This is a genomic window from Nostoc sp. (assembly GCF_036919895.1).
In the GTDB taxonomy this organism is placed as follows: Bacteria; Cyanobacteriota; Cyanobacteriia; order Cyanobacteriales; family Nostocaceae; genus Nostoc.
The window spans coordinates 17857-40957 of the sequence record NZ_JBALBW010000065.1; the positions used below are offsets into that span (position 1 = coordinate 17857).

A 23101-nucleotide genomic window follows, 5' to 3' on the forward strand; every position below is an offset into this window, starting at 1 on the left:
AATACTGCCAGAGTGCATCTACATAGTCAAGTCCTATGAATAACTCTTACGAGAATTCGTTCCTTTCTAAATCCATTTTCAACACTCAGAACATTGTCTTAGCTAATATTGGCTGGGCTGTACTAGCACTGCTATACTTTTTGTTATTTAGTGCCAAAGTTCCTGGAGCCGATGGCATAGAAAGCCGAGCCGAGTGGTATGTGATTGGCACAAATATTTTTGAAGCTTTAGCTTATTTGGGTGCTAGTATCTTATGCTTGAGGAACTGGCTGAGTCCACAAATCGTCAGTGGGCGAAATGTTTGGCTCTTGATTGGCTTGGGTATGCTTTCCTATTTCGTTGGGGGGATAATTTTCGGATATACCGAAATAGTTTTAAAAGATGAACCAGATGTGTCTGTAGGCGATATATTTTTTGTACTGACTTATCTATTACTTGGCGCAGGCATGATTTTAGCTGTGGCTTCCAGGCGAATCAATCTGGAAAAATGGCAATGGCTAATTGTGTTAGCAATTGCAGTGTTCGGTAGTTTGTTGGCATGGTGGATTTCTATGCAGCAGGAAACACCCTCAGAATTGCTAGTCGCTATTTTGAATTGGTTTTACGTAGTTAGCGATGTAGTTCTGTTAATTATTGCTACCACTCTGCTGTTAGCCTTTTGGGGGGGAAGAGTTTCCCAGTCTTGGCGAATGATTGCAGCAGCGGCCTTTTCGCTTTACATTGCAGATATGTGGTTTAAATACGCCCAAGGCCCCAACTATCAAAGTGGGGAGATATTAGAAGTGTTTTGGGTATTTAGTGGAGTGTTATTTGGTATGGGCGCTGTCTTAGAATATGACGCATCACTAAGACGAACGCGGCGTACCACCGGACGTAAACGAGCTTAGTAAAGATTTTTGGTATCTACCGTGAGAAAACTAACAGACTCTGACAAGCAAGAAATTCTTAAGTTATATCGAGAGACTGCCGAAACAACCTCAACTTTGGCAGAACGCTATGGTGTGAGTAACTCGACAATTAGTCGCCTGCTCAAAAGCACTTTGCCAGAGGATGAGTATGAATATTTAGTCTCTTTAAAGCGGGCTGCGAGAACTCCTGAAGGCAGGGCGCAGGTAAGCTACGAGCAGTTACCTCTACTGACTCAACCGGAGCCGGAGATAGAAGTTCCGCCCATCGAGAGCCAGCCCTTGGAAGTACCAAAAGTTGAGCCATTACCACGTCGCATAATTCATGTAGAACAGGAACTTTTCTCAGAGGAAACGGCAGAGTCTCTCGCTGCTAGACGGGTGCGCCGTCGCCCCTCGGCGGCGGAGAAACCGAAGCTCCGAGTCACAGAGAAACTAGAAACTCCAGAGCAGAAGCCACCGGAAATAGTCAGCATCTCCATTCCACCGCTAAAGGTTGAGCATCCAGGAGCGGCTGTCATCGCGCAGATGTTGGGCGAAGATTTGCTAGATGAATCGGAGGATTTGGATGATTTAGATGATGATGATTTAGAGGATGACGATTTTGAGGAAGAAGACTTTGATGATGATGACCTAGATGATGAAAGGCCGTTAGTCACAAAAAGAAGACCCGGTGAAGCATCAGTTCAAGTTTTACCTCTGTCGATAGCCAATTTGCCGAAAACTTGCTATTTAGTAATTGACCGTTCCTCAGAATTAATTACCCGACCTCTGAAGGACTTTGGTGATTTGGGGCAAATTCCCAGCCTGGAAACCCAGCAAAGAACTCTGCCGGTGTTTGATAACCATCGTGTCGCCAAGCGCTTTTCTACCAAGCGCGATCGCGTGATTAAAGTTCCTGATAGTAAAATGCTCCATAAGGCTCGGATTCATCTCCAAGCTAAGGGCATCACACGACTGTTGATTGATGGTCAGGTTTATTCTTTGTCTACTGTTTAAGATTGGGCATTGGGCATTGGTTATTCTCCTTGTATTCCCAGTCCCCAGTCCCCAGTCCCCAGTCTCTAGTCCCCTCAACTATAGACAGCCCTTGTAAAACGCTCTGCCAAGTAGAGAATGTCCTGTCTACGGGCGATTTGGTTCATCCATTTTTGAGGAATATTTTCCACCCCGTAATAAATTCCCGCTAACCCACCGGTGACGGCGGCGGTAGTATCTGTATCTCCGCCTAAGTTGACAGCTTTTAGCACCGCCTCAGAATAAGACGAGCTATTTAATAAGCACCATAGGGATGATTCCAAGGTGTCAATCACATAGCCACCAGAATTAATCTCTTCAACTGGTAATTTGGCAATTTCACCACTAAAAATTCTGTCAAAATGGGGCTTTTCTAACAAAAATTCTCGAACAGAATATATTGTTTGGATATCTTGCAAGGCTTGTAAATAAGCTGTTTGCGGGTCAGCCCCTTCTAAGAGCGCCACTGCAATACTAATATAAATGCCACAGGCCATTTGCGATCGCACATGAGCATGGGTAATACAAGAAACTTGATGCACCCGCGCCAGCAATTCATCCAGAGTTAAACTTTTGTGACAATAAGCCATCGGCAGGATTCTCATCAAAGAACCATTGCCATTACTATTTTCACTACTACCACCTGCTTCTAAGGGTGGAGTTCCTTGTTTCCAGTTGACAATTGCTAAAAATGTGGTGTTCCCGATATCAAATACTTCGCCTTGAGCAGTCCAGTAACTTTCGTGATACCAGCGCCAGAAGGAATCAGCAATCGCATCTAGTGAAAATCCGTCACAAAGACATTCTGCCAAACAAAGGGTCAGCGAACTATCATCTGACCATGTACCAGCAGGAACATCCCAAGTTCCATAACCTAGCATTGTTGTCACTGGAGATTTTACCCGTTCGGCGCGGCTAGTGAATTCCACTGGCACACCCAAGGCATCACCAACACATAAACCCATCAAACCAGACAACGTTTTTGCATCGGTTAGCATTGTTCAACCAGCATGAAACTTTTCTATAACTGATTTTACTTGCGAAAAGCCGCTTATTAAACGTAAACGCTTAGTCTAATTTCTAATTCCAAACTAGCTGTAGACGGCTCTTGTAAAACGCTCTGCTAAATAAATAATGTCCTGTCTACGGGCAATTTGGTTCATCCATTTTTGAGGAATATTTTCCACCCCGTAATAAATTCCCGCTAACCCACCAGTGACGGCGGCGGTTGTATCGGCATCCCCACCTAAGTTGACAGCTTTCAGTACCGCCTCAGAATAAGACGAGCTATTTAATAAACACCACAGAGACGATTCTAAAGTATCAATCACATAGCCACCAGAATTAATCTCTTCCACTGGTATCTTGGCAATTTCACCACTGAAAATTCTGCCAAAATGCGGCTTTTCTAACAAAAATTCTCGGACAGAATATATTGTTTGGATATCTTGCAATGCTTGTAAATAAGCTGTTTGAGGGTCAGCCCCTTCTAAGAGCGCCACTGCAATACTAATATAAATGCCACAGGCCATTTGCGATCGCGCATGAGCATGAGTAATCGCTGAAACATCATGCACCCGCGCCAGTAATTCTCTTAAAGTTAAGCTTCTGTGACAATAAGCCATCGGCAAGATTCTCATCAGCGAACCATTGCCATTACTATTTTCAACCTTTCCACCCGCCTGATGGGGAACAACTCCCTGTTTCAGGCGCATAATTGCTGTGTGAGTAGTTTGACCAATATCAAAGACATCGCCCCGAGGAGTCCAGTAAGCCTCCTTGTACCAACGCCAGAAGGAACTAGCTATGGCATCCAACGAATACCCCCGACAAAGGCATTCAGCCAAGCAAAAGCTTAACGAACTATCATCTGACCAAGTTCCTGGTGGTTGATTCCATGTGCCATAACCCTGCATCGTTGTCACTGGAGATTTCGCTCGTTCAGCACGGCTAGTAAACTCCACCGGTACACCCAACGCATCACCGACACATAAACCCATCAAACCAGACAACGTTTTTGCACCGGTTAGCATTATTCAATCTCCACGATAACTGCTCAAAATTAACTTTATAGATTCCCTCTATAGCTTGTTGCAACAGATGCTACAGCCGAGTTTTTCATCCTCTGTGAAAAGCTTGGCAAAAAATGTTAATCGAGTATTTTATTTACCCTATTCCGACATAGTTTTAGTTCCAAATATTGTGACAGTTTTAAAAGCGTCTATTTTTGGAACAAAGAATTCAGACGAAAAGACATTGAATGTAATTATAACAGCTTATTTATTATTCTCAGAGATGGTTAAGCTGTAAATTCATACATCAATTGCAATATTCATTTAATAAAATTAGGGAAACATTTGGAACATTCTCACACGATTATCGACTGGGAATATACAAGTAAAAAATACAAATTTTGGTAAAAACTATGAAACGCTTACTCAAGTCTTTCATCACAATTTCTGCATTGTCTTCCTTAATAGTTGCTCCTTTTGTTCTATCAGCTGGTCAAGCGTCTGCTGAAACCAAAAAGGGTACTGACGCTAGTTATATTGGTGCTGGTGTTGCAGCTGGCGTTACGAGCGGCGGGCAAGGTATCAACAATGCTGCTACATTTGGTGGTAATGTTACAGGTCGCGTGAAATTAGGAACTACGCCATTTTCTGCACGCGGTAATGTTCTCTGGAGTGATAAGACAAGTGCTATCATCCCAGAACTTTCTGTGGATGTGCCTATTGCTAATAGAACTAACGCCTATTTAACTGGTGGTTATTCTTTTGTAGAAAAAGATGGTTCACCAACCCCTATAGGTAACAGAGATTCAGTAGTAGTAGGTGCTGGTGTTGAATCGGAAGTTGCTAACAATTTTCTCGTCTACACTAACGCTAAAGTAGGACTTGGTGCGTACCAAAATAGCGATGCTTCTGCTGTCACTATAAATGGCGGTCTTGGCTATCGCTTCAAATAAAAAATTATTGAGTCCTCAGTCACTCCATACTTTACTTAAGTACTCAGGACTTAGCACTAAAAACTCACTACTTCCAAAAGCTGGTTTTGTTAAGTGTTACATCACTGACAAAGCCGGCTTTTGCCGTGGTAAAATTAAATCATTCCTCGTTATTCCGGCCGGATTACCGGGGATAAAGTCGCCGAAGGGTGTTGATTCGGTGTCTACGCAATGCTTTATTGAGAATACTATACAAGTCTAATGGTTAAATCTGCTCCTTCCCCAATCGCTAGCCGTAAGCCTTCCAAAGTAGAAGGAATCAAGGAAAATAGTAATTTTTTGCGTGAACCTGTAGCAACTGAGATCCTTCAAGATACTACCCATTTTACCGAAAATGCGGTGCAGCTTTTGAAGTTTCATGGTTCTTACCAGCAGGATAACCGCGACAACCGCACCAAGGGACAGGAAAAAGATTACCAGTTTATGCTGCGGACAAAAAATCCTGGTGGTTTAGTACCGCCGCAGCTATATCTGGCTTTAGATAAAATCGCTGATGAGTATGGCAACCAAACGTTACGCGCAACTACCCGTCAAGGTTTCCAACTGCACGGTATTTTAAAGAAGAACCTGAAAGCATCAATTGCTACGATTGTCAATAATTTGGGTTCGACTTTGGGAGCTTGCGGTGACATCAACCGCAACGTCATGGCTCCACCAGCCCCCTTTAAGAATCGCCCAGAGTATCAGTATGCTTGGGAGTATGCCCAAAATATTGCTGATTTGTTGTCAGCGCAGACAGGTGCTTATTACGAAATTTGGCTAGATGGGGAAAAGGCAATTAGTGCTGAAGAAGACCCAGAGGTGAAGGCGGCGCGACAGCGCAATGGGAATGGCACAATTGTTCATGACAACGAAGAACCGATTTATGGCACTCACTATATGCCGCGTAAATTCAAAATTTGCGTGACAGTGCCAGGGGATAATTCGGTAGATTTGTATTCCCAAGACCTGACTTTGGTAGTAATTACCAATAAGAAGAAACAATTAGAAGGATTTAATATTTTTGCTGGTGGCGGCTTAGGACGGACACACGGGAAAGAAGAAACTTTCGCTAGGTTAGCAGACCCTATTGGTTATGTTACGAAAGATGACGTTTATAACGTAGTGAAGGCGATTGTTGCCACTCAGAGAGATTATGGCGATCGCACCGATCGTCGTCATGCCAGATTAAAATATCTAATCAACGATTGGGGTGTAGATAAATTCCGTACCCAAGTTGAAGAATATTTTGGCAAACCAATCGAAGCCTTCAAACCACTGCCAGAGTTTAAATTTCACGACTTCCTTGGCTGGAATGAACAAGGTGATGGCAAGCTATTTTTAGGAATTTCCATTGACAATGGTCGAATAAAGGATGAAGGTTCGTTTCAACTGAAAACTGCTTTGCGGGAAATTGTCGAGCAGTTTAACTTACCCATCCGCCTCACATCCAACCATAATGTGATTTTTTACGATATCGAACCAGATAGCAAGGAAGCTATTCAAGACATTCTCAGCCGTCACGGCGTGGGAGACGACCCCAGTAAAATCGAACCCTTAGTACGGTATGCAATGGCTTGTCCGGCTTTGCCCACTTGCGGCTTGGCAATCACAGAATCAGAACGGGCAATACCAGGTATTTTGGAGCAAATTCGCGCTCTATTAGATAAATTAGGTTTACAAAAAGAGCATTTTGTGGTAAGGATGACAGGATGCCCTAACGGTTGCGCTCGTCCCTACTTGGCAGAATTGGCTTTTGTCGGTAGCGCTCCAGAATCTTACCAATTATGGTTAGGGGGTTCGCCAAATCAGACTCGATTGGCGCAACCTTACACAGAAAAGCTGCACCATAATGATTTAGAAAGCTTCCTAGAGCCGATTTTTGTTTACTTTAAGAAATCTCGGAAATCGAAGGAAAGCTTTGGTGATTTTTGCGATCGCGTTGGTTTTGATGCCATCCGTGAATTTAGCGCCACCTACGAACCCCAAGCAGCCAATGGTGCAAATAAATCGCGCCATCGGGTGAACTTGAAAGAAGAGGTTTATAGCAAGTTGAAGGAAGTAGCAGAAAGCCAAGGTAAGCCGATGACTCAGTTAGTGACTGAAGCGCTAGAGGTTTACTTTCAGAATCTTTCGTAAGCCGAATAAATCATTAAACCATGATGGACACAGATGGATTTATCTGTGTCCATCATGGTTTTATATTCTTGAACTTATCAACTCCCATGTCTCAACTGCAAAGAATTGCGATCGCACCCTCCCAATTTCAACAAGGGCAAATTTTGCTCACAAAAGAACAGCAACATTATTTAGGGCGGGTGTTGCGCTTGCGTGAAGGCGATCGCTTTATTGCAATGGATGGCAAGGGAAAATGGTGGTTAGCGCAGCTAGCAGGGGAACAAGCACAGGTTTTAGAACCGCTTTTGGTGGAAACAGAATTACCTATATCAATTACGCTGATGGTGGCGTTACCCAAAGGCAATGGATTTGATGAAGTGGTGCGGTGTTGTACAGAGTTAGGAGTAACTTGTATTGCACCAGTATTAAGCGATCGCACCTTACTTCATCCTAGTCCTCAAAAGCTCGAACGTTGGCGGCGCATCGCTGCGGAAGCCGCCGAACAATCAGAGCGCTCATTCGTACCAACAATTTTAGAACCTGTTGCTTTTAATACGGGTTTGTCATTAGTCATTGGTCATCTGTCATTCGCAAATAGCCAGCAATATATCTGTGAAGCGCGTGGTGAGTTTCCCCATTTAAAAGATTGCTTACAGGACAAAAGACAAGAAACCATTGTCATTGCTACCGGGCCAGAGGGAGGATGGACAACACAAGAAGTAGAGAATGCGAAGTCAGCTGGATTTCAACCTGTTTCCCTTGGTCGCCGCATCCTGAGAGCAGTTACAGCCCCGGTAGTAGCATTATCCTTGATTACCGCAAGTTGTGAAGTATAAATGATTTATAGCTCACGCAAAAAATATTTTGCATGAGACATCACTCTCGCGCGTATTTATTAAGTGATGATTGAGCAAGTTGCGATCGCTTTTGACCATAAAGACTATCAAACAGCTGCCAAATTACTCAAACAGCTGCTAGTAGAATCGCCAGACAATCCTTGGGTACAGTTTTATCATGGTCGGTTGCATGAAGTATCTAGAAAATATCAGGATGCAGAAAAAGTTTATCGGCAACTGCTGCGAAATACAACAAATACCAAAATAGTGAGCCTAGCACGTCAAGGTTTGCAACGATTACAAGAAATTGAGCTTGAAGAAAGACAAAGAGCCATTTCCCGAGCAAAATCTGAACCGAATAATACCGAAATCGGCGTACTAGTTTTAGAACCACTTAGTAACGAGATGAAAACAGAAGCATCTCGAAAATTCGCCCAGATTATGCAGTCAGATCCCTACACTGCAAGGCTATTACTGCCAAGTCGTGGCTGGAGGTTATACCGCACTGGACAAGTAGGAGAACTACAATTTTATGGCAAACAATTACAGCAGGCTGGCATTCCTTGCTTTTGGGCAACAATAGCTCAAATTCAGCAAATTCGAGTTTATCAAGTCAAACATTTCCAAGAATCTGCCCCACAAGCTACTGTTGTTTGCCTTAATGACACAAATCAACTCGGTTCTCTCACCTTTGACTGGTCAGAAGTTACAGCGAGAGTAGTGGGACTCTTGCCAATTTTTGAGGAAGTCGTAGATCGCGATGTGCGCGGTAAACTGGAACGGAAAACCCAAACACAAGACTATGCCCAGTTTTGTGATTTACACCTACCTGGTAGACGTTGCATTCTCCGATTTGATGATAACGGCTATGAATTCCAGCAAGGTTTAGAAATCATTCCCCAAGCTAGCCAAAATACAATCAGAATTAATTGGAATAGTTTATCAAGTTGGATTGATCGGCAATTACCTCAAGTTAAAATTTGGTCAGATTTTACACCTTTTGCAGATACAACATTAGATCAAACAGAAATGCTGGGTAATATCAAGTCTCATGTTCATTTGTTTCGCAGGGAAGAGAGCAATTGGGACTCAGCTTTTCATTTATATAGTGGACTGGTGTTTGTTAAATAATTTGTAGATAACTATAAAATGACCCGCTTTATCCATGACATCAATCGCCGGATTGGGGAAATTAATCCATCATTAATCGAGCAGATTAAAGGATTATCTATTGAAAAATTAGAGAATCTAGGAGAAGCATTACTAGACTTTTCTAGTGTCGCTGATTTAGAAACTTGGTTAAATCAACAATAAAACCTAAAATCGTGCCAATGCGATCGCTTACATTAACAATTTATATCATGTCTGGTTAATTAGTTATGATTCCCACAGTCATTGCACCCCACCCCTTAATCCCCTCCCCGCGTGCGGGGAGGGGAGACAAAGCGCAGCTTTGGCGGGGTGGGGTTCTTCGGGTTTAACAAGTAATCAAGCGGACATGATATTACAAGCTAATGGCAGCACAGAAATGCTCAGTGGCATTCGTACAGCCATCAATTTCCCCGCACCAGCCGGAAGATTACGGAGTGTTGTACTTCTCACTGATGGTTGCATTGGCAACGAAAATGAGATAGTAGCGAAAGAAGTAGAGTTTTCTTTGAGCGTTGATTCCGAGGAGATGGAACAAGATGAAATATCCGCAGCCATTAGCCATAACTTAGAGTTCATCAGTATTACAGGCTTGGATGAAATAGGAATAGCTGACCTAACCCAACACTTGCAACAACTAAACTTGCCTTCAGGCTTCAGTGGTGAAATCGTCTTTGAGTTCACCGTCAACAAAAGTCGAGTCAGACAAGTAGTTTTGGATGAAAAAACCTCGACCGTAAAAGATGCAGTTGTAGTGGAGAAAATTAAGCGATCGCTCGTACTGTGGAGAGTTCCTCCATCTACAACTGGCAAAGTTGTCTTAACCTTGCAGATTCACACTTAACTCATCAGTACTATAGAAACACTAAAAAGACGCGATAATCGCGTCTTTTTGACTTAACCAGGGGTTTTGATCTGACGTGCCATATCTAGGTAAGCACTCATATTCGCTCCTGGACGGCGACGGCCATTTGAGCTAGTAACCGAAGGAGAGAGATATTTAGGTGCAAAGGTTGTTTCTTTTGGCTCCTCTTTGAGGACTTTAGCTGCTGCGGCTTTTGCATTTTTGCCAGGTTCAACTCTAAGACCTTCAGCAGTCTGGACTAGCGTAACATCAGCTGGTTTGGGATTTTTAGCTGATTTTGCTTTACCCTTCTGTGCGGCGGTTTTTGTTCCGTTCAACGAATCTGGCTTGGATTGAGTTGGTGCTTCTGATGCAATTGCTGCCGTTACTTTCTTCGCATTCGATGTAACTGTCTCTGCTACTTTTTTCGCGTTCGATGCTACTTCTTTAGCAGCATCTTTGGCAGCATCTTTAGCTTCATCCAATTCTAAAAAGTAGCCGTTGCTTTTTTTCTTCCCTGGTAACAGCCCAGTTATGAAACCGAGAATACCTGAAAATAACTTTTTGATAAAATCCATTACAATTACTCCTGCCTGTTATATTTTGGAACTCGACCGTAATTGTTAAAAATTACGAAAAAATGTTACATTTTCTGCTTTGCGTCACCAGGTTCTGGTGACAACCGTTATAGGTTTGTGCTTAATCAACATTGTAGTAAAACTATAGGGCAAACGTTCTTTATGCAAGCACTTGCCAACTGTATACACCGAGAACTAATTATTAAATTTTACTGTAACTAAGAGCAAGATTCTGAAAGCAAGCTTTACAAAAATTAATATTTCTTCGTTTGAAAATTATTGATTGGAAAAAAGCAAGCGGTTTACTTTTAACCAGTGGGAACAGTGTCATAAACTGTTGGCAGATAACAACAGTACCCAGTTACATTTTTTACAGACTTAATTCAGCCAGATTTTAGCGATGAATATTGAAAATCAGCAACGCAATGCCGTGTTATTGGTACATGGCATTGATGATACGGGGGCAGTTTTCCATAAAATGGCGGGTTATTTAGGATTACAAGGTTGGTCTGTATATTCCCTGGATCTAGTTCCTAATAATGGTGATGTGGGTCTGGATAAGTTGGCAAAGCAGGTAGCCGATTATGTTGCAGCCACCTTTGCGCCAGAACAAGGGCTAGATTTAGTAGGCTTCAGCATGGGAGGAATTGTCAGCCGTTACTATATCCAGCGACTGGGAGGAATTAACCGCGTACAGAGGTTTATCACCATCTCATCACCCCATCATGGAACTGTGGTAGCTTATGCTTCCCAGCGTCCTGGTTGCGTACAAATGCGCCCTAACAGCATTTTTCTCAAGGATTTAAATTCTGATGCTGTAATCTTGGAGCAACTAGATTTTACATCTATCTGGACACCTTATGATTTGATGATTGTGCCAGCAAATAGTTCACAAATGCCCGTAGGAAACGAAGTAATAGTACCAGTCGCTCTACACCCTTGGATGCTGACAGACTTAAGGAGTTTAACAGCAGTAAAAACAGCTTTAAGAAACAATGTTAAGCTGCCATTCCTTAAGAAAGCATCTAGTTAGTTGCCAAGATGCTTACCACGCTGAATCTACTCATCTCTAAATTACGAATTACGAATTTCTTAAATCCTATCCCCAATTTGCGTATGTTCGTAACTCCCAAAAATCGCCTCTGGGTGACGATAATACTTGAACTCCATAAGGTTATAAAAGGGATCTTCTAAAAAGAAAGTGCGATGCTCAAGAGGAGAACCGACAAAGCGATTTTTGGCTTCTTCATGAAAAAGTAGCTGTTGTTGTTCTGCCCTTTCTAGTAAGTCTTGCCAGTCACGTTCTTGGGTAAAAATTAGCCCAAAGTGTCTGGGATAGATACTCTTTTGGGGAATCAAGGCTTTTTTTGTGACGTGAGCCACTAGTTGATGACCATAGAGATTGAGAATTAGGGCATGATGGTTTTCACGACCAGGAATGCAGCCCAAGCCATCCACGTAATATGCTTTTGTTTGGGAAATATCACTCACAGGGAAAGCAAGATGGAATAAAGTTTGGCTCATAGCTTGTGGGAAAATATTCAGTAGTTGATATTATCTACAATTAATTCTGTTAAGTTTTGATTGTGGTCAAGTTGAACACAGTTTTAATTGACAATAACTTATATAGCAATTCTAAATGAGTCGTGAAAATCTCCGATTTATCTCTCTGCGTTCGGTTATTGAGCGTTCGCGGAGCGTCTCGCAGAGAAGTCGAAATACTGAGCCTCTGCGGTTCGTTTCTTTTTACAAACGATTTAGGACTGCTATGTGTAAAACGTTTTTTGTAATTTTGCACTCAGCTTTCAGGGTGATGCTTGTGCAATTTAGTTAATAATACAAACATATTACTTTAGCTGAAGAGGTTTCAGAAATTAAGCAATAAGTAGACAAATTCGGTATTCTGTTGATGTCCAGACAAAATTACTCATGATTAATTGCTGATGTCATCTTTAATTTATTCTGTTAATCCCTGGTTGGTGGCAGTAGTATTAAACACAATTCTATTGGGTTTAGCTTGGATTGCTCCGAAAAAGCTGCTTACTCCTGCTGGTTCATTTCATGCGTGGTTTCTAGCCATCCTAATTTGGGTAACTCTAGGCTGGCAAGGATATGCAGTAGTAATGTTCTATTTTCTGGTTGGTTCTGGCGTTACCCGCATCGGGATGGCGCAGAAGGAAGCTGAAGGAATTGCCGAAAAGCGTTCTGGGGCAAGGGGGCCAGAGAATGTCTGGGGTTCCGCTTTGACTGGGGCGCTGTGTGCCTTGGGAGTAGGGATAATAAATTCGGGATTTCTTGTCCCTAGTCTTCAATCTCTAGTCCCTAATCCCCAATCCCTATTATTACTAGGCTATGTAGCGAGTTTCAGTACCAAGCTGGCTGATACAACTGCTAGTGAAGTTGGTAAAGCTTATGGTAAAAGCACCTTTCTGATTACCACACTCAAACCAGTACCTCGCGGTACAGAAGGAGCGATAAGCTTGGAGGGAACTTTAGCCGGGATTGTGGCTTCTGTTGCGATCGCATTTGTTGGTTGGGCAGTTGGTTTAATCGATCTATTAGGAGTCGCTTGGTGTATACTTGCAGCATTTATTGCCACCAACTTAGAAAGTGTGATTGGGGCAACACTGCAATCTAAGTATAATTGGCTGACCAATGAAGTAGTAAATATTTTTAATACATTAATCGGTGCGATCGCGGCTGTGCTACTTGCCTGGACATGGGTAAATATCATTAACTAGATCGGTGATGTTGAAGAAAAACTCAGAAGTCGGAATGCTACGCCGCAGGTTTTACGCTGCGCTATCCTGACTCCTGAATTTTCCTCTACTGCACTACCTCTGATATTTTCAATCCTGTTTTGTCCCCGCTAGACTGTAAACATAATCATGGGAAATTATTGTATTTTCTAGCTATATAATTTTTTGACCATTTTCGTCCAATTAGTTTATGGAATCTTTATCATATTTATTCATCAACAACCAGATGATTTTTATATGATTTAATTTAAAAGTCCTATAAGTGTTTAACCATTTTCACATAATTAATTCATGGAATCTTTATCGTTTTTGACAATTAATGACCAAATAATTTCTATAGAGTCAGCAGTAAAATACCTACAAGCCTCTGGAAAATTGGGGCAGTTCATTGGGGATATTCTCCGTCAGTACGTAATTGAGGAAGAAATCCGAACACGAGACGATATTGAGATTGCCACCACAATAACTGAACAGGCAATTATTGACTTTAGACTGAAAAATCAACTCACTGATCCCCAAAGTTTTCAAGAATGGTTAAAGACCAATAACACAGATTACGCTACCTTTCACACATCGGTTACTTTTGGTTACAAGTTAGAGAAGCTAAAAGCTGTAGTGACGGAGACAAAACTCCAAGAATATTTTATTGAGCGCAAAATCTTTTTGGATCGGGTGGTACTTTCCCGGATTGTTGTCAATAATCGAGAATTGGCAGATGAACTCCACACCCAAATTGAAGAAGGAGGTAGTTTTGAGCAACTAGCTAAAGAGTATTCACTTTCAGATGACCGAATAGTGAACGGCATGATGGGAATCGTCAGCCGAGGAAGTATGCCGGATATATTACGGTCAGTTATTGACGTGGCCAGTCCTGGACAATTGGTAGGACCAATAGAAATCGTTGGCAAAGACTCTCCTCAAGGAGAAGGCCCTTATGGTTTGTTTCGAGTAGAACAATTTCTGCCAGCATCTTTAGAAGATACTCAATTAAATCTTGCATTACAAAATGAGTTATTTGAAAAATGGCTAGCAGAGAAAATTCAAAAACTGACAGTCAAGTTACAAGTGAGTTAAATATTCTGGATAATGAATCTTTACGATTAAAAGTGCTAGCTTCTTTGCCTTGGAGTCAGCCACCACTATGCTGGCTAACTCCCGAACAAAAATCTCAATTAGAAAATGAGTGCCAAACTCGTCAATATCGTTTGGGAGAGAAAATTTGGTCAAACGATGTTGGGCGTTACCAATTCTTAATTGTGGCTGGAAAAGTTCGCTTACGCGAAGAAGGCATTGGTAAACCAATAGCCGCCCTAGATGTAGGGGATTGGTTTGGTGATTTACAAAAGCTGTCTGCGGATTTTAAAGCTGTAGCTGCTAGCAAAGAAGTAATAGTAGTATATTGGGATTCAGCCCTGTGGACAGAATTTTCTAACCCACAAATTAAAGAATTTTGGCAAATGTTACCGGTGAATATGGAGCGAGAAAGAGAGACATTTTCCTTCTCTTCCACTCCTTCACTAGCACCAGCCTCAGAGGGGACTTCCAGCCCTCACAGCCTCCAACCGCAAAGAGGACTCCCAGCCGCCAATTTAATCGTCTCAAATTATCCGTTTGTTGCTAGCTGGAACACTGCTGCTGCTTGTTTAACAATGGTGGCGCAACAGTTAGAAAATTCTGTGCAACTGGAATGGGTGCAGCGTCAACTCAGAGGACAACGCCCAAAACAGGTTGTGGAAGCAGGAGAAAAAATAGGGCTAACGTTGCGGCGGTTACAAGTTAGTTGGGGTGAGTTGCGACAGCTATCATTTCCAGCTTTACTGTTGTGGAATTCTGACTCACCCCAGAGTCCATCTTGGGTGGTAGCTTATGGAGTTAAAGGCGATCGCTTAATTATCGCTAATCCTCTAAATCCCGATCGCATTTGTGAAAGCTTACCGCAGTCGATAGTTGAGGCATCTTGGGATGGGCGATTGTGGCAAGTAGAACTCATATCCCGGCAAGAAAAGTTTAACCTCAGTTGGTTCACTCCAGCAGTTTGGAAGTATAAGAAATTGCTAACAGAGGTATTATTAGCATCTTTTACCTTACAGCTTTTGGGGTTAACAACACCGCTAATTACCCAAGTTGTCATTGATAAAGTGATGGTGCAGGGGAGTTTGCCGACTCTTGATGTGATGGCGATCGCACTTCTTTGCGTAGCCATATTTGAGTCTGTACTTGGCATCTTACGCCTATTCATCTTTACCCATACAGCCCGTCGTCTAGATTTAAGTTTATCAGCACAGCTATTTCGCCATCTGATGCGGCTGCCTTTGGCTTATTTTGAGGCGCGGCGCGTCGGCGACACAGTAGCAAGAGTCCAGGAACTCGAACAAATTCGTCAGTTTCTCACAGGTACAGCATTAACTGTGATTCTAGATAGCATCTTTGCTGTGGTCTATCTAGCATTGATGTTTTACTATAATGTCCCGCTTACCTTTGTGGCTTTAGCAGTATTGCCACTGTTTGCGACTTTGACGATAGTTGCAACACCAATTCTGCGTAACTGGCTGAACGAAACCTTTAACCGGAGTGCCGATAGTCAATCCTTTCTAGTAGAGACAATCACCGGGATTCATTCAGTTAAAGCCCATGCAGCAGAACCAGTCGCCCGCGATCGCTGGGAAGGCTTATTTGCTCGCTTTATCCGCACAGGTTTTAAAGCCTCTACTACCTCCAATATCAGCAGCAATATTGGTGACTTCCTCACCAATTTTTCCACCATGCTGATTCTCTGGTTTGGAGCTAAATTAGTCATCGAACAAAAGCTGACGATTGGACAGCTAGTTGCATTTCAAATGCTATCTGGTAGGGTAACAGGCCCGCTTTTGCGCTTAGTACAGTTATGGCAAACCCTCCAACAAGTGCTACTTTCTGTAGATCGCATTGGTGATATTCTCAACGTTGCTCCAGAAGCTGAACTGGGAACTGGCCTAGTTTTACCACCCCTGAAAGGACAAGTCACCTTCGAGCAAGTATTTTTCCGCTACCGGCCTAACTTTGAAGCAATTCTGCGGGGAATATCTTTTAATGCCGAACCAGGGCAATTTGTTGGCATTGTCGGACGTAGCGGTTCTGGGAAAAGTACCCTGTCTAAACTATTGCAACGCCTTTATCAAATTGAATCAGGACGCATCTTGATTGATGGTTTTGATATTAAAAGTGCCGATTTAGCCTCACTGCGGCAACAAGTTAGTGTAGTTCTCCAAGAAGACTTTTTATTCAACGGTTCAATTTTGGAAAATATCACTCTCGGTACTCCCGATATTACCGCAGAGCAAGTGGTAGAGGCGGCAAGACTAGCAGTAGCACACGACTTCATCAGTCAATTACCTTATGGTTACGAAACCAATGTGGGTGAACGCGGTACAGCTTTATCTGGCGGACAAAGACAACGTATTGCCCTCGCAAGGTTATTTCTTTCCCAAGCGCCGATTTTAGTTTTGGATGAAGCTACCAGCGCTTTGGATAGTGAAACTGAACAACAAGTACTACAAAACCTGCAAAAAGTTTCCGCTAACCGTACCGTGTTCTTGATTGCTCACCGCTTTGCTCCCCTCAAACGCGCCGATTTGATTTTGGTATTAGAGCAAGGCGTGATTGCTGAACGTGGTACTCACTCAGAGTTATTGCAACAAAAGGGTTTGTATTGGTCACTATATCAACGGCAGCAAGCAAACATTTAGTAGCTTTAACAAGCTTCTAACTCATGCTGACTTGATCCCTGAAAATCGGCTTAAAGATAGTCTTTGGCGAATGGAGTTATGCTCTATTCGCCTTTTGAGTTTCTTAAGTATGCAGAAAACTGTAATTTTACTTGCTAATTACGCCATCTTATAGTTAAGTGTATTTGTAGCACTTGTCTTACAAAGAAATATTTCCCGGCTCAATCCCTGATATATCTGGATTTGAGTACTTTTTTTCGTGCAAATTTACTTGAATATATACGAGGTGAAATTACTAATGTTTTTTACCAAAGACCGTAACTCTATTAATGAAAATTCTGGTATAAAAGCCAGCCTCGCATCATCAGAAAAATCTAATACTTTTGATAATAATGACTCTAGCTCCAATCTGAGTGGTGTAACTAGTTTTAGATCGAGCGATCGCAGTAGTTACACTTCTACAGGAATTGACACTTTTCGAGGTAGAAATTACACGGATGATTATGCTTTAAAGAGCAGCAAAAGCAACAAGAATGATACTCAAGCGATCGCTGCTGCTATTCAGCCAGACCTGATAGCACGTACCGTTTCGGCTCCCAGTTCTGCCGCAGCTGGCAGTACCATTCAACTAAGCTATGAAATTGAAAACCAAGGCAATGCCAGTGCTGGTTATAGCTACACCAAGTTTTATCTGTCTCAGGATCTCTCTTTAGGAAGTGAAGATATATTGTTAGGTGATGACTACGTTGATAGCATCCTATCTGGTTACTATCGGTCAGAGTCAACCACACTCACCATCGGTAATAGCGTCGCCGCAGGTAGCTATTATCTGGTGTATCAAGCCGATGGCTATAACTATGTTGCCGAAAGCAACGAAAACAACAACGCTGTTGCTGGCGTGATTAATATTACTAAACCAGACCTGATAGTACAAAATACCTCAAATCCCAGTTCGGCGGCGGCTGGAAGTAGCATTCAACTGAACTATCAAATCAAAAACCAAGGCAATGCTAGTGCTGTTGCTAGCAACACCAAGTTTTATCTCTCCCAAGATTTAAATATCGGCAATGAAGATGTGTACTTGGGCTATGACTACGTTAGCGGTATTGCTGCGGGTAATTATAGTTCCGAGTCAACCACGCTCACCCTTGGGAGTAACATCACTGCTGGGAATTATTACTTAGCTTATGTAGCCGATGGTGATGGGAATGTTGCCGAAAGCAATGAAACTAACAATAGTATTGCCGGCGTAATCACCATTACTCAAGCTAAAAAATCAGACCTGATAGTTCAAAATACCTCAGCCCCTAGTACAGCATCTGTTGGTAGCACTATTCAACTAAGCTATCAGGTCAAGAATCAAGGTGCTGGTGGTGCTGTTGCAACTACTACCAAGTTTTATCTATCCAAAGATACTGCTTTTAGTAATGATGATGTGTTTTTAGATTCCGATGGAGTTAACGCTATTACCGCGGGTGCTACTAGCTCAGAGACAGCATCAGTCATCATTAAAAATGCGATCGCCACGGGTAATTATTACTTGCTCTATCAAGCTGATGGTGCAGGGAATGCGGTTGAGAGCAATGAAACCAACAACTTTGCTAGTAAAGCGATCGCTATTACTCAAGCAGACTTGATAATACAAAACGCTGTAGCTCCCAGTACAACAGCCGTTGGTGGCACCATTCAACTCAGCTATCAGGTGAAAAACCAAGGTGTTGGTGGTGCTGTTGCAACTACCACCAAGTTTTATATATCCAAGGATACTGCTCTTAGTAATGATGATATGTTGGTCGGCTCCGATACCGTTAACGCCATTGCCGCAGGTGCTACTAGTTCAGAGACAGTATCAGTCACCATTAAAAATGCGATCGCCGCAGGTAACTATTATCTGTTGTATCAAGCCGATGCTAATGGCAATATTGGCGAAAGTAACGAAACTAATAATATTGTCAGCCGAGCGATCGCTATTAATGGCCCCAAACCAGACCTAATCATCCAAAATGTTTCCGCTCCTAGTCTTGTTGACCCTGGTAGCTTAATCACAGTCAATTATCAACTAGCAAATCAAGGGACTGCAACTGCTGGTACAAGTACAACAAAGTTTTATCTGTCTAAAGATGCCGCTTTGAGCAACGATGATACACTCTTAGCCTCTAACCAGAACTACTTCTATTCTGGATTGGGTGCTGGTTACTATAGCTCAGAATCTGACTTTTTCGTACTCAGCAGTAGTACCACTTTTGGAAACTACTATCTGCTATTACAAGCTGATGGCAATGGCGAGATTTTTGAAAGCAATGAAAGCAACAACGTCACTGCTAAAGCAATTACGGTTGCTGCACCAGACTTATTAATACAAAATCCTTCCGCTCCTGCTAGCGCTAACATCGGCACTTCAATCACACTCAGCTATCAGGTGAAAAACCAAGGTAATGGCAAAGCTAGTATTAACTCTACATACTTCTATCTTTCCAAAGATACAAGCTTCAGCAATGATGATGTCTATTTAGGTTCTGACTTCGTTAATAACTTGAACGACCTTGCACCCTCTGCTGTAAGCTCAGAATCTACATCTTTGTCCATTTCTCGCACCATTACCACTGGTAGTTACTATCTGCTGTATAAAGCAGATGGCTCTGGGTCTTTGAGAGAAAGCAATGAAAATAACAACGTTGTTGCCAAAGCGATTACAATTACTGCACCAGATTTGGTCATCCAAAATGCTACATCTGCTAGTAGTGCTGCTATTGGTACTACACTCCTAGTTAATTATCAACTGAAAAACCAAGGTAATGGCACTGCTGGGGGGAGTAAGACAAGTTTTTATCTTTCACGAGATACAACATTTGGTGATGACGATGATATCAGCTTAGGGACTGAAATTGATGCGAGTGCAAGTGTGACACCTTCTGCCGTTATTTCTCGCTCCACATCTATTACCCTTGCTCCTACAATTAATGCCGGTAAATACTACCTGATATTGAAAGCCGATGGGCCGGGAAATGTTGCTGAAAGCAATGAAGGTAACAACGCTTTTTACATTACCACACAAATTACTTTGAATCCTGTCAACGGTGGCGGATTTAACTCAACTACAGGTTATGGCTTAATTAATGCCGCAGCAGCAGTGGCAAAAGCTTTAGGTCAAAGTGCATTTGCGGATGTCCCTGACTTAGGTGGTGATAATTGGGGAGCCGACGCAATTAAAGCACCGGAAGTCTGGGCAAAGGGATACACAGGTCAGGGCGTTATTGTAGCTGTGATAGATAGTGGAGTAGACTACAATCACCCTGACTTGAACGCTAATATCTGGAAAAATACCAAGGAAATTGCTGGTAACGGCAAAGATGATGATGGTAACGGTTACATCGATGATGTCAACGGTTGGAACTTCGTTGGCAACAATAACAATCCATTAGACGACGAAGGTCATGGTACTCACGTTTCTGGTACGATCGCAGCAGTAAAAAATAACTTTGGTGTCACTGGGATTGCCTATAATGCCAAGATTATGCCAGTCAAGGTTTTAGATAGCGATGGTCAAGGTAACAGTAGCGCGATCGCCAAAGGTATTCGTTATGCTGTGGATAATGGAGCCAATGTCATTAACCTCAGCTTAGGTAGCTCTTCTCCTAACAGTGATGAACAGTCAGCCATTCAATATGCTGCCAGCAAAGGGGTATTTGTCGTCTCAGCAGCAGGTAATGACGGCGGGACAGCACCAATCTATCCAGCTCGCTATGCTGACCAATGGGGACTTGCGGTTGGAGCAGTCTCTTATAATAGAACACTGGCTGACTTCTCCAACCGTGCTGGAACGACTCCACTCGCATACGTTACAGCTCCTGGAGCATACTTGACACTTGAAGACGACGGGTATCTAGGAATTGGTATCTACTCGACACTTCCGGGTAATAAGTATGGTTTTGAAGACGGAACATCTATGGCGGCTCCTCACGTTGCTGGGGTAATAGCTTTAATGCTCAGTGCTAAGAAAGGTCTAACTAATGCCCAAGTGCGTCAGATTGTCACAACCACAGCAGCAAATAGTTTGGCATAAAACAATCCCTTAAGTGTGGTTGAGCAAAAGTAAAATAGAATTCCTATAGGCGGCAGAATGAGCAGCAAATGCCACTCATTCTGCCGCTTATTTCATAATTAAGCATATTTAAAATATGTGAAAATCAGTGTAGCTCTTCAGAAAAAACACGATTCTCATAATATTTTTTGGTAATAAAATTAGCATTTTATTATTAGATTTCATAGTAATTATTAACAATACGGCTAATTTACATATTAAAGTTTTTGTTTTGCAGAAATTTTAATATTTTAGTTGTAAAAAAAATTGCTGATTTTGAGAAAAAATTATGCTCAATGATAAGACGAATAACAACTTTTTTTCTACTAATAAAAGCTTAAATTTTACTTCAACCTCTTCATTAGATACATTTAATACTAAGGATGGCTCTAGTCTCAACTTAAGCGGACGTAGTAGCTACAATTCAGCTGATTCTGATGTGCAGTTGCTAAATAATAGTGACTCTACGACTAATGCTTTTAGCACGGAAAGTTATAACTCCACCAACGGCTATGGCTTAATTAATGCAGCAGCAGCAGTGGCTAAAGCTGCTGGTCAGAATACTTTTGCTGATGTTCCCGATCTTGGCGGCAATAATTGGGGAGCAGACCTCGTTAAAGCACCGGAAGTTTGGGCACGCGGATATACAGGTAAGGGAGTCGTGGTTGCTGTTTTAGATACTGGGGTTGACTACAACCACGAGGATTTAAAAAATAATATCTGGACGAATACCAAGGAAATTCCAGGTAACGGTATAGATGATGATGGTAATGGCTATGTTGATGATGTTTCGGGCTGGAACTTTGCCGACAAAAACAACAACACCTTAGATAAAAACGGTCATGGCACTCATGTTTCCGGCACGATCGCAGGAGAAAATAATAGCTACGGTGTCACTGGTATTGCTTATGATGCCAAGATCATGCCCGTCAAAGTGTTGAATGACTCTGGCTCTGGTTCCTATAGTTCCATATCTAAAGGTATTCACTACGCTGTGGATAATGGAGCGAATGTGATTAACCTCAGTTTAGGAGGCTCATCTTCCAACAGTACTCTGGAGTCAGCCATTAAATATGCCAGCAGTAAAGGAGTGATTGTCGTCATGGCAGCAGGTAATGATGGTGACTCATCACCAGGTTATCCTGCCCGCTATGCATCCAAGTCGGGAATTGCCGTTGGAGCAGTAGATAGCAATAACAATTTGGCCGACTTCTCTAACCGTTCTGGAACGAATAAAATCACTTACGTCACAGCCCCAGGAGTTAAGGTCTATTCATCGGTTCCAAATAATAAATATGCCACTTATAGCGGTACTTCTATGGCGACTCCCCACGTTGCTGGTGTAGTTGCTCTGATGCTTAGTGCTAACCACAATCTGACTGATGCCCAAGTACGGCAGATTATCGCAGAAACCGCAGAAAATAGTACACAAACTACAAACTCTAGTTTAAATCTTTCTAATGCCAGTTCTCTAGTTAGTCAAGCGATCGCAAATACCGCAGGAAATAGTCCACAAGTTACAAACCCTAGTTTAAATCTTTCTAATGTCAGTTCTCTAGCAAGGCAGGTGATTTCTGACAACAATCTGCTACGCGTCTATGGACAAATTGCCGATAATCTCACGTCACAGACAATTTCTAGTTTTAATAACTATGATGTTAGTTCTCTAGTGAGTCAAGCAATGTCTAACGACAAGGTACTAGGCATCTACGCAGAAACAGTAAAATATCTGACATCAGAAACCATCGCTAGTTTTAGTAATTCTGATTTCAATTCCCCAACAGATGGGACAAATACAGACGAAGGTAATAACGGATTAGCCATTGATGAAAGCGATATCTTCTCTGCGAGACGCTACGCGAACGACGGGCTACGCCTACGCTTTTCCTCTTCGAGCGATCGCAAGTTTAGCTGAATGCTAGGGCGTGTTTTCAATTGTGGTTATAGTTTGAAAACACACCCTAGTAAGCTAGAACACATCTAACTTGCATATTCAAATTTGCTCAATATCTTGTGGGGTAGGCAACATGAGCGCCCTGATTATGCAATTTAAATGCCGATTAGCTTACAACACGCCGGAAATAAACAGACCATTCAAAATCAACGAAACGCTTACGCCGCATTAAT

Annotated in this window: 17 protein-coding genes and 1 pseudogene; 14 read left to right on the forward strand and 4 right to left on the reverse strand. The window is 42.3% G+C overall.

From position 1 onward, the window contains the following. Positions 1–35 precede the first annotated feature (35 nt). Both V7K55_RS11700 and V7K55_RS11705 read left to right on the forward strand, forming a co-directional pair. The gene (locus V7K55_RS11700) at positions 36–887 is read left to right on the forward strand and encodes a hypothetical protein (RefSeq protein ID WP_334831355.1); all 852 of its coding nucleotides are present in this window, start codon (positions 36–38) and stop codon (positions 885–887) included. Between the two features lie 21 nt (positions 888–908). After that, complete coding sequence (locus tag V7K55_RS11705; protein WP_334831357.1) at positions 909–1904, forward strand: transposase; 996 nt, start codon at positions 909–911, stop codon at positions 1902–1904. Positions 1905–1978: 74 nt separating this feature from the next. Here the strand turns inward: V7K55_RS11705 and V7K55_RS11710 are convergent, their stop codons facing one another. Next, positions 1979–2920, reverse strand: a complete 942-nt coding sequence (locus tag V7K55_RS11710; protein WP_334831359.1) for an ADP-ribosylglycohydrolase family protein — start codon at positions 2918–2920, stop codon at positions 1979–1981. A gap of 93 nt (positions 2921–3013) precedes the next feature. Next, positions 3014–3955 carry an ADP-ribosylglycohydrolase family protein gene (locus V7K55_RS11715; RefSeq protein ID WP_334831361.1) on the reverse strand — a complete coding sequence of 314 codons (942 nt, stop codon included), beginning with the start codon at positions 3953–3955 and terminating at the stop codon, positions 3014–3016. Positions 3956–4347: 392 nt separating this feature from the next. On the opposite strand from V7K55_RS11715, the gene V7K55_RS11720 reads away from it, so the two are divergent. The 6 genes and pseudogenes from V7K55_RS11720 to V7K55_RS11745 all read left to right on the forward strand — a co-directional run bounded on the left by V7K55_RS11720 (position 4348) and on the right by V7K55_RS11745 (position 9852). Next, complete coding sequence (locus tag V7K55_RS11720) at positions 4348–4887, forward strand: hypothetical protein (protein ID WP_322643070.1); 540 nt, start codon at positions 4348–4350, stop codon at positions 4885–4887. Positions 4888–5127: 240 nt separating this feature from the next. Beyond that, complete coding sequence (gene sir, locus V7K55_RS11725) at positions 5128–7044, forward strand: sulfite reductase, ferredoxin dependent (RefSeq protein WP_334831365.1); 1917 nt, start codon at positions 5128–5130, stop codon at positions 7042–7044. A gap of 86 nt (positions 7045–7130) precedes the next feature. Then, on the forward strand, positions 7131–7859 hold the full coding sequence (locus tag V7K55_RS11730) for a 16S rRNA (uracil(1498)-N(3))-methyltransferase (RefSeq protein WP_334831469.1): 729 nt from the start codon (positions 7131–7133) through the stop codon (positions 7857–7859). A gap of 66 nt (positions 7860–7925) precedes the next feature. Beyond that, on the forward strand, positions 7926–8990 hold the full coding sequence (locus tag V7K55_RS11735; RefSeq protein WP_334831367.1) for a tetratricopeptide repeat protein: 1065 nt from the start codon (positions 7926–7928) through the stop codon (positions 8988–8990). A gap of 39 nt (positions 8991–9029) precedes the next feature. Continuing rightward, positions 9030–9173 (forward strand): annotated as a pseudogene (locus tag V7K55_RS11740) (DUF4351 domain-containing protein); the annotation flags it as partial. A gap of 184 nt (positions 9174–9357) precedes the next feature. Further along, positions 9358–9852 carry an after-VIT domain-containing protein gene (locus V7K55_RS11745; RefSeq protein ID WP_334831369.1) on the forward strand — a complete coding sequence of 165 codons (495 nt, stop codon included), beginning with the start codon at positions 9358–9360 and terminating at the stop codon, positions 9850–9852. 53 nt (positions 9853–9905) lie between these two features. On the opposite strand, the gene V7K55_RS11750 is transcribed toward V7K55_RS11745, so the two are convergent. Next, a complete protein-coding gene (locus V7K55_RS11750) occupies positions 9906–10430 on the reverse strand; it encodes a hypothetical protein (protein ID WP_334831371.1) in 525 nt (174 codons plus the stop codon). Between the two features lie 400 nt (positions 10431–10830). Here V7K55_RS11750 and V7K55_RS11755 point away from each other — a divergent pair, with 400 nt between their 5' ends. Next, positions 10831–11463 carry an esterase/lipase family protein gene (locus V7K55_RS11755; RefSeq protein WP_334831374.1) on the forward strand — a complete coding sequence of 211 codons (633 nt, stop codon included), beginning with the start codon at positions 10831–10833 and terminating at the stop codon, positions 11461–11463. Positions 11464–11522: 59 nt separating this feature from the next. Here V7K55_RS11755 and V7K55_RS11760 read toward each other — a convergent pair whose 3' ends face one another. After that, complete coding sequence (locus V7K55_RS11760; protein WP_334831376.1) at positions 11523–11954, reverse strand: VOC family protein; 432 nt, start codon at positions 11952–11954, stop codon at positions 11523–11525. A gap of 419 nt (positions 11955–12373) precedes the next feature. On the opposite strand from V7K55_RS11760, the gene V7K55_RS11765 reads away from it, so the two are divergent. The 5 genes from V7K55_RS11765 (at position 12374) to V7K55_RS11785 (ending at position 22889) form a co-directional block, all read left to right on the forward strand. Further along, positions 12374–13171 carry a TIGR00297 family protein gene (locus V7K55_RS11765; RefSeq protein ID WP_334831378.1) on the forward strand — a complete coding sequence of 266 codons (798 nt, stop codon included), beginning with the start codon at positions 12374–12376 and terminating at the stop codon, positions 13169–13171. A gap of 309 nt (positions 13172–13480) precedes the next feature. Then, the gene (locus V7K55_RS11770; protein WP_334831380.1) at positions 13481–14263 is read left to right on the forward strand and encodes a peptidylprolyl isomerase; all 783 of its coding nucleotides are present in this window, start codon (positions 13481–13483) and stop codon (positions 14261–14263) included. Then, positions 14212–16914, forward strand: coding sequence for a type I secretion system permease/ATPase (locus tag V7K55_RS11775; RefSeq protein WP_334831382.1), 2703 nt, complete (start codon positions 14212–14214; stop codon positions 16912–16914). The genes V7K55_RS11770 and V7K55_RS11775 overlap by 52 nt, the downstream gene beginning before the upstream one ends. Positions 16915–17191: 277 nt before the next feature. Next, complete coding sequence (locus tag V7K55_RS11780) at positions 17192–20956, forward strand: CARDB domain-containing protein (protein WP_334831384.1); 3765 nt, start codon at positions 17192–17194, stop codon at positions 20954–20956. A 307-nt stretch (positions 20957–21263) separates the two neighbouring features. Beyond that, positions 21264–22889: a S8 family peptidase gene (locus tag V7K55_RS11785; protein ID WP_334831386.1), complete on the forward strand. Its 1626-nt coding sequence runs from the start codon at positions 21264–21266 to the stop codon at positions 22887–22889. The last annotated feature ends 212 nt before the right edge of the window (positions 22890–23101 follow it).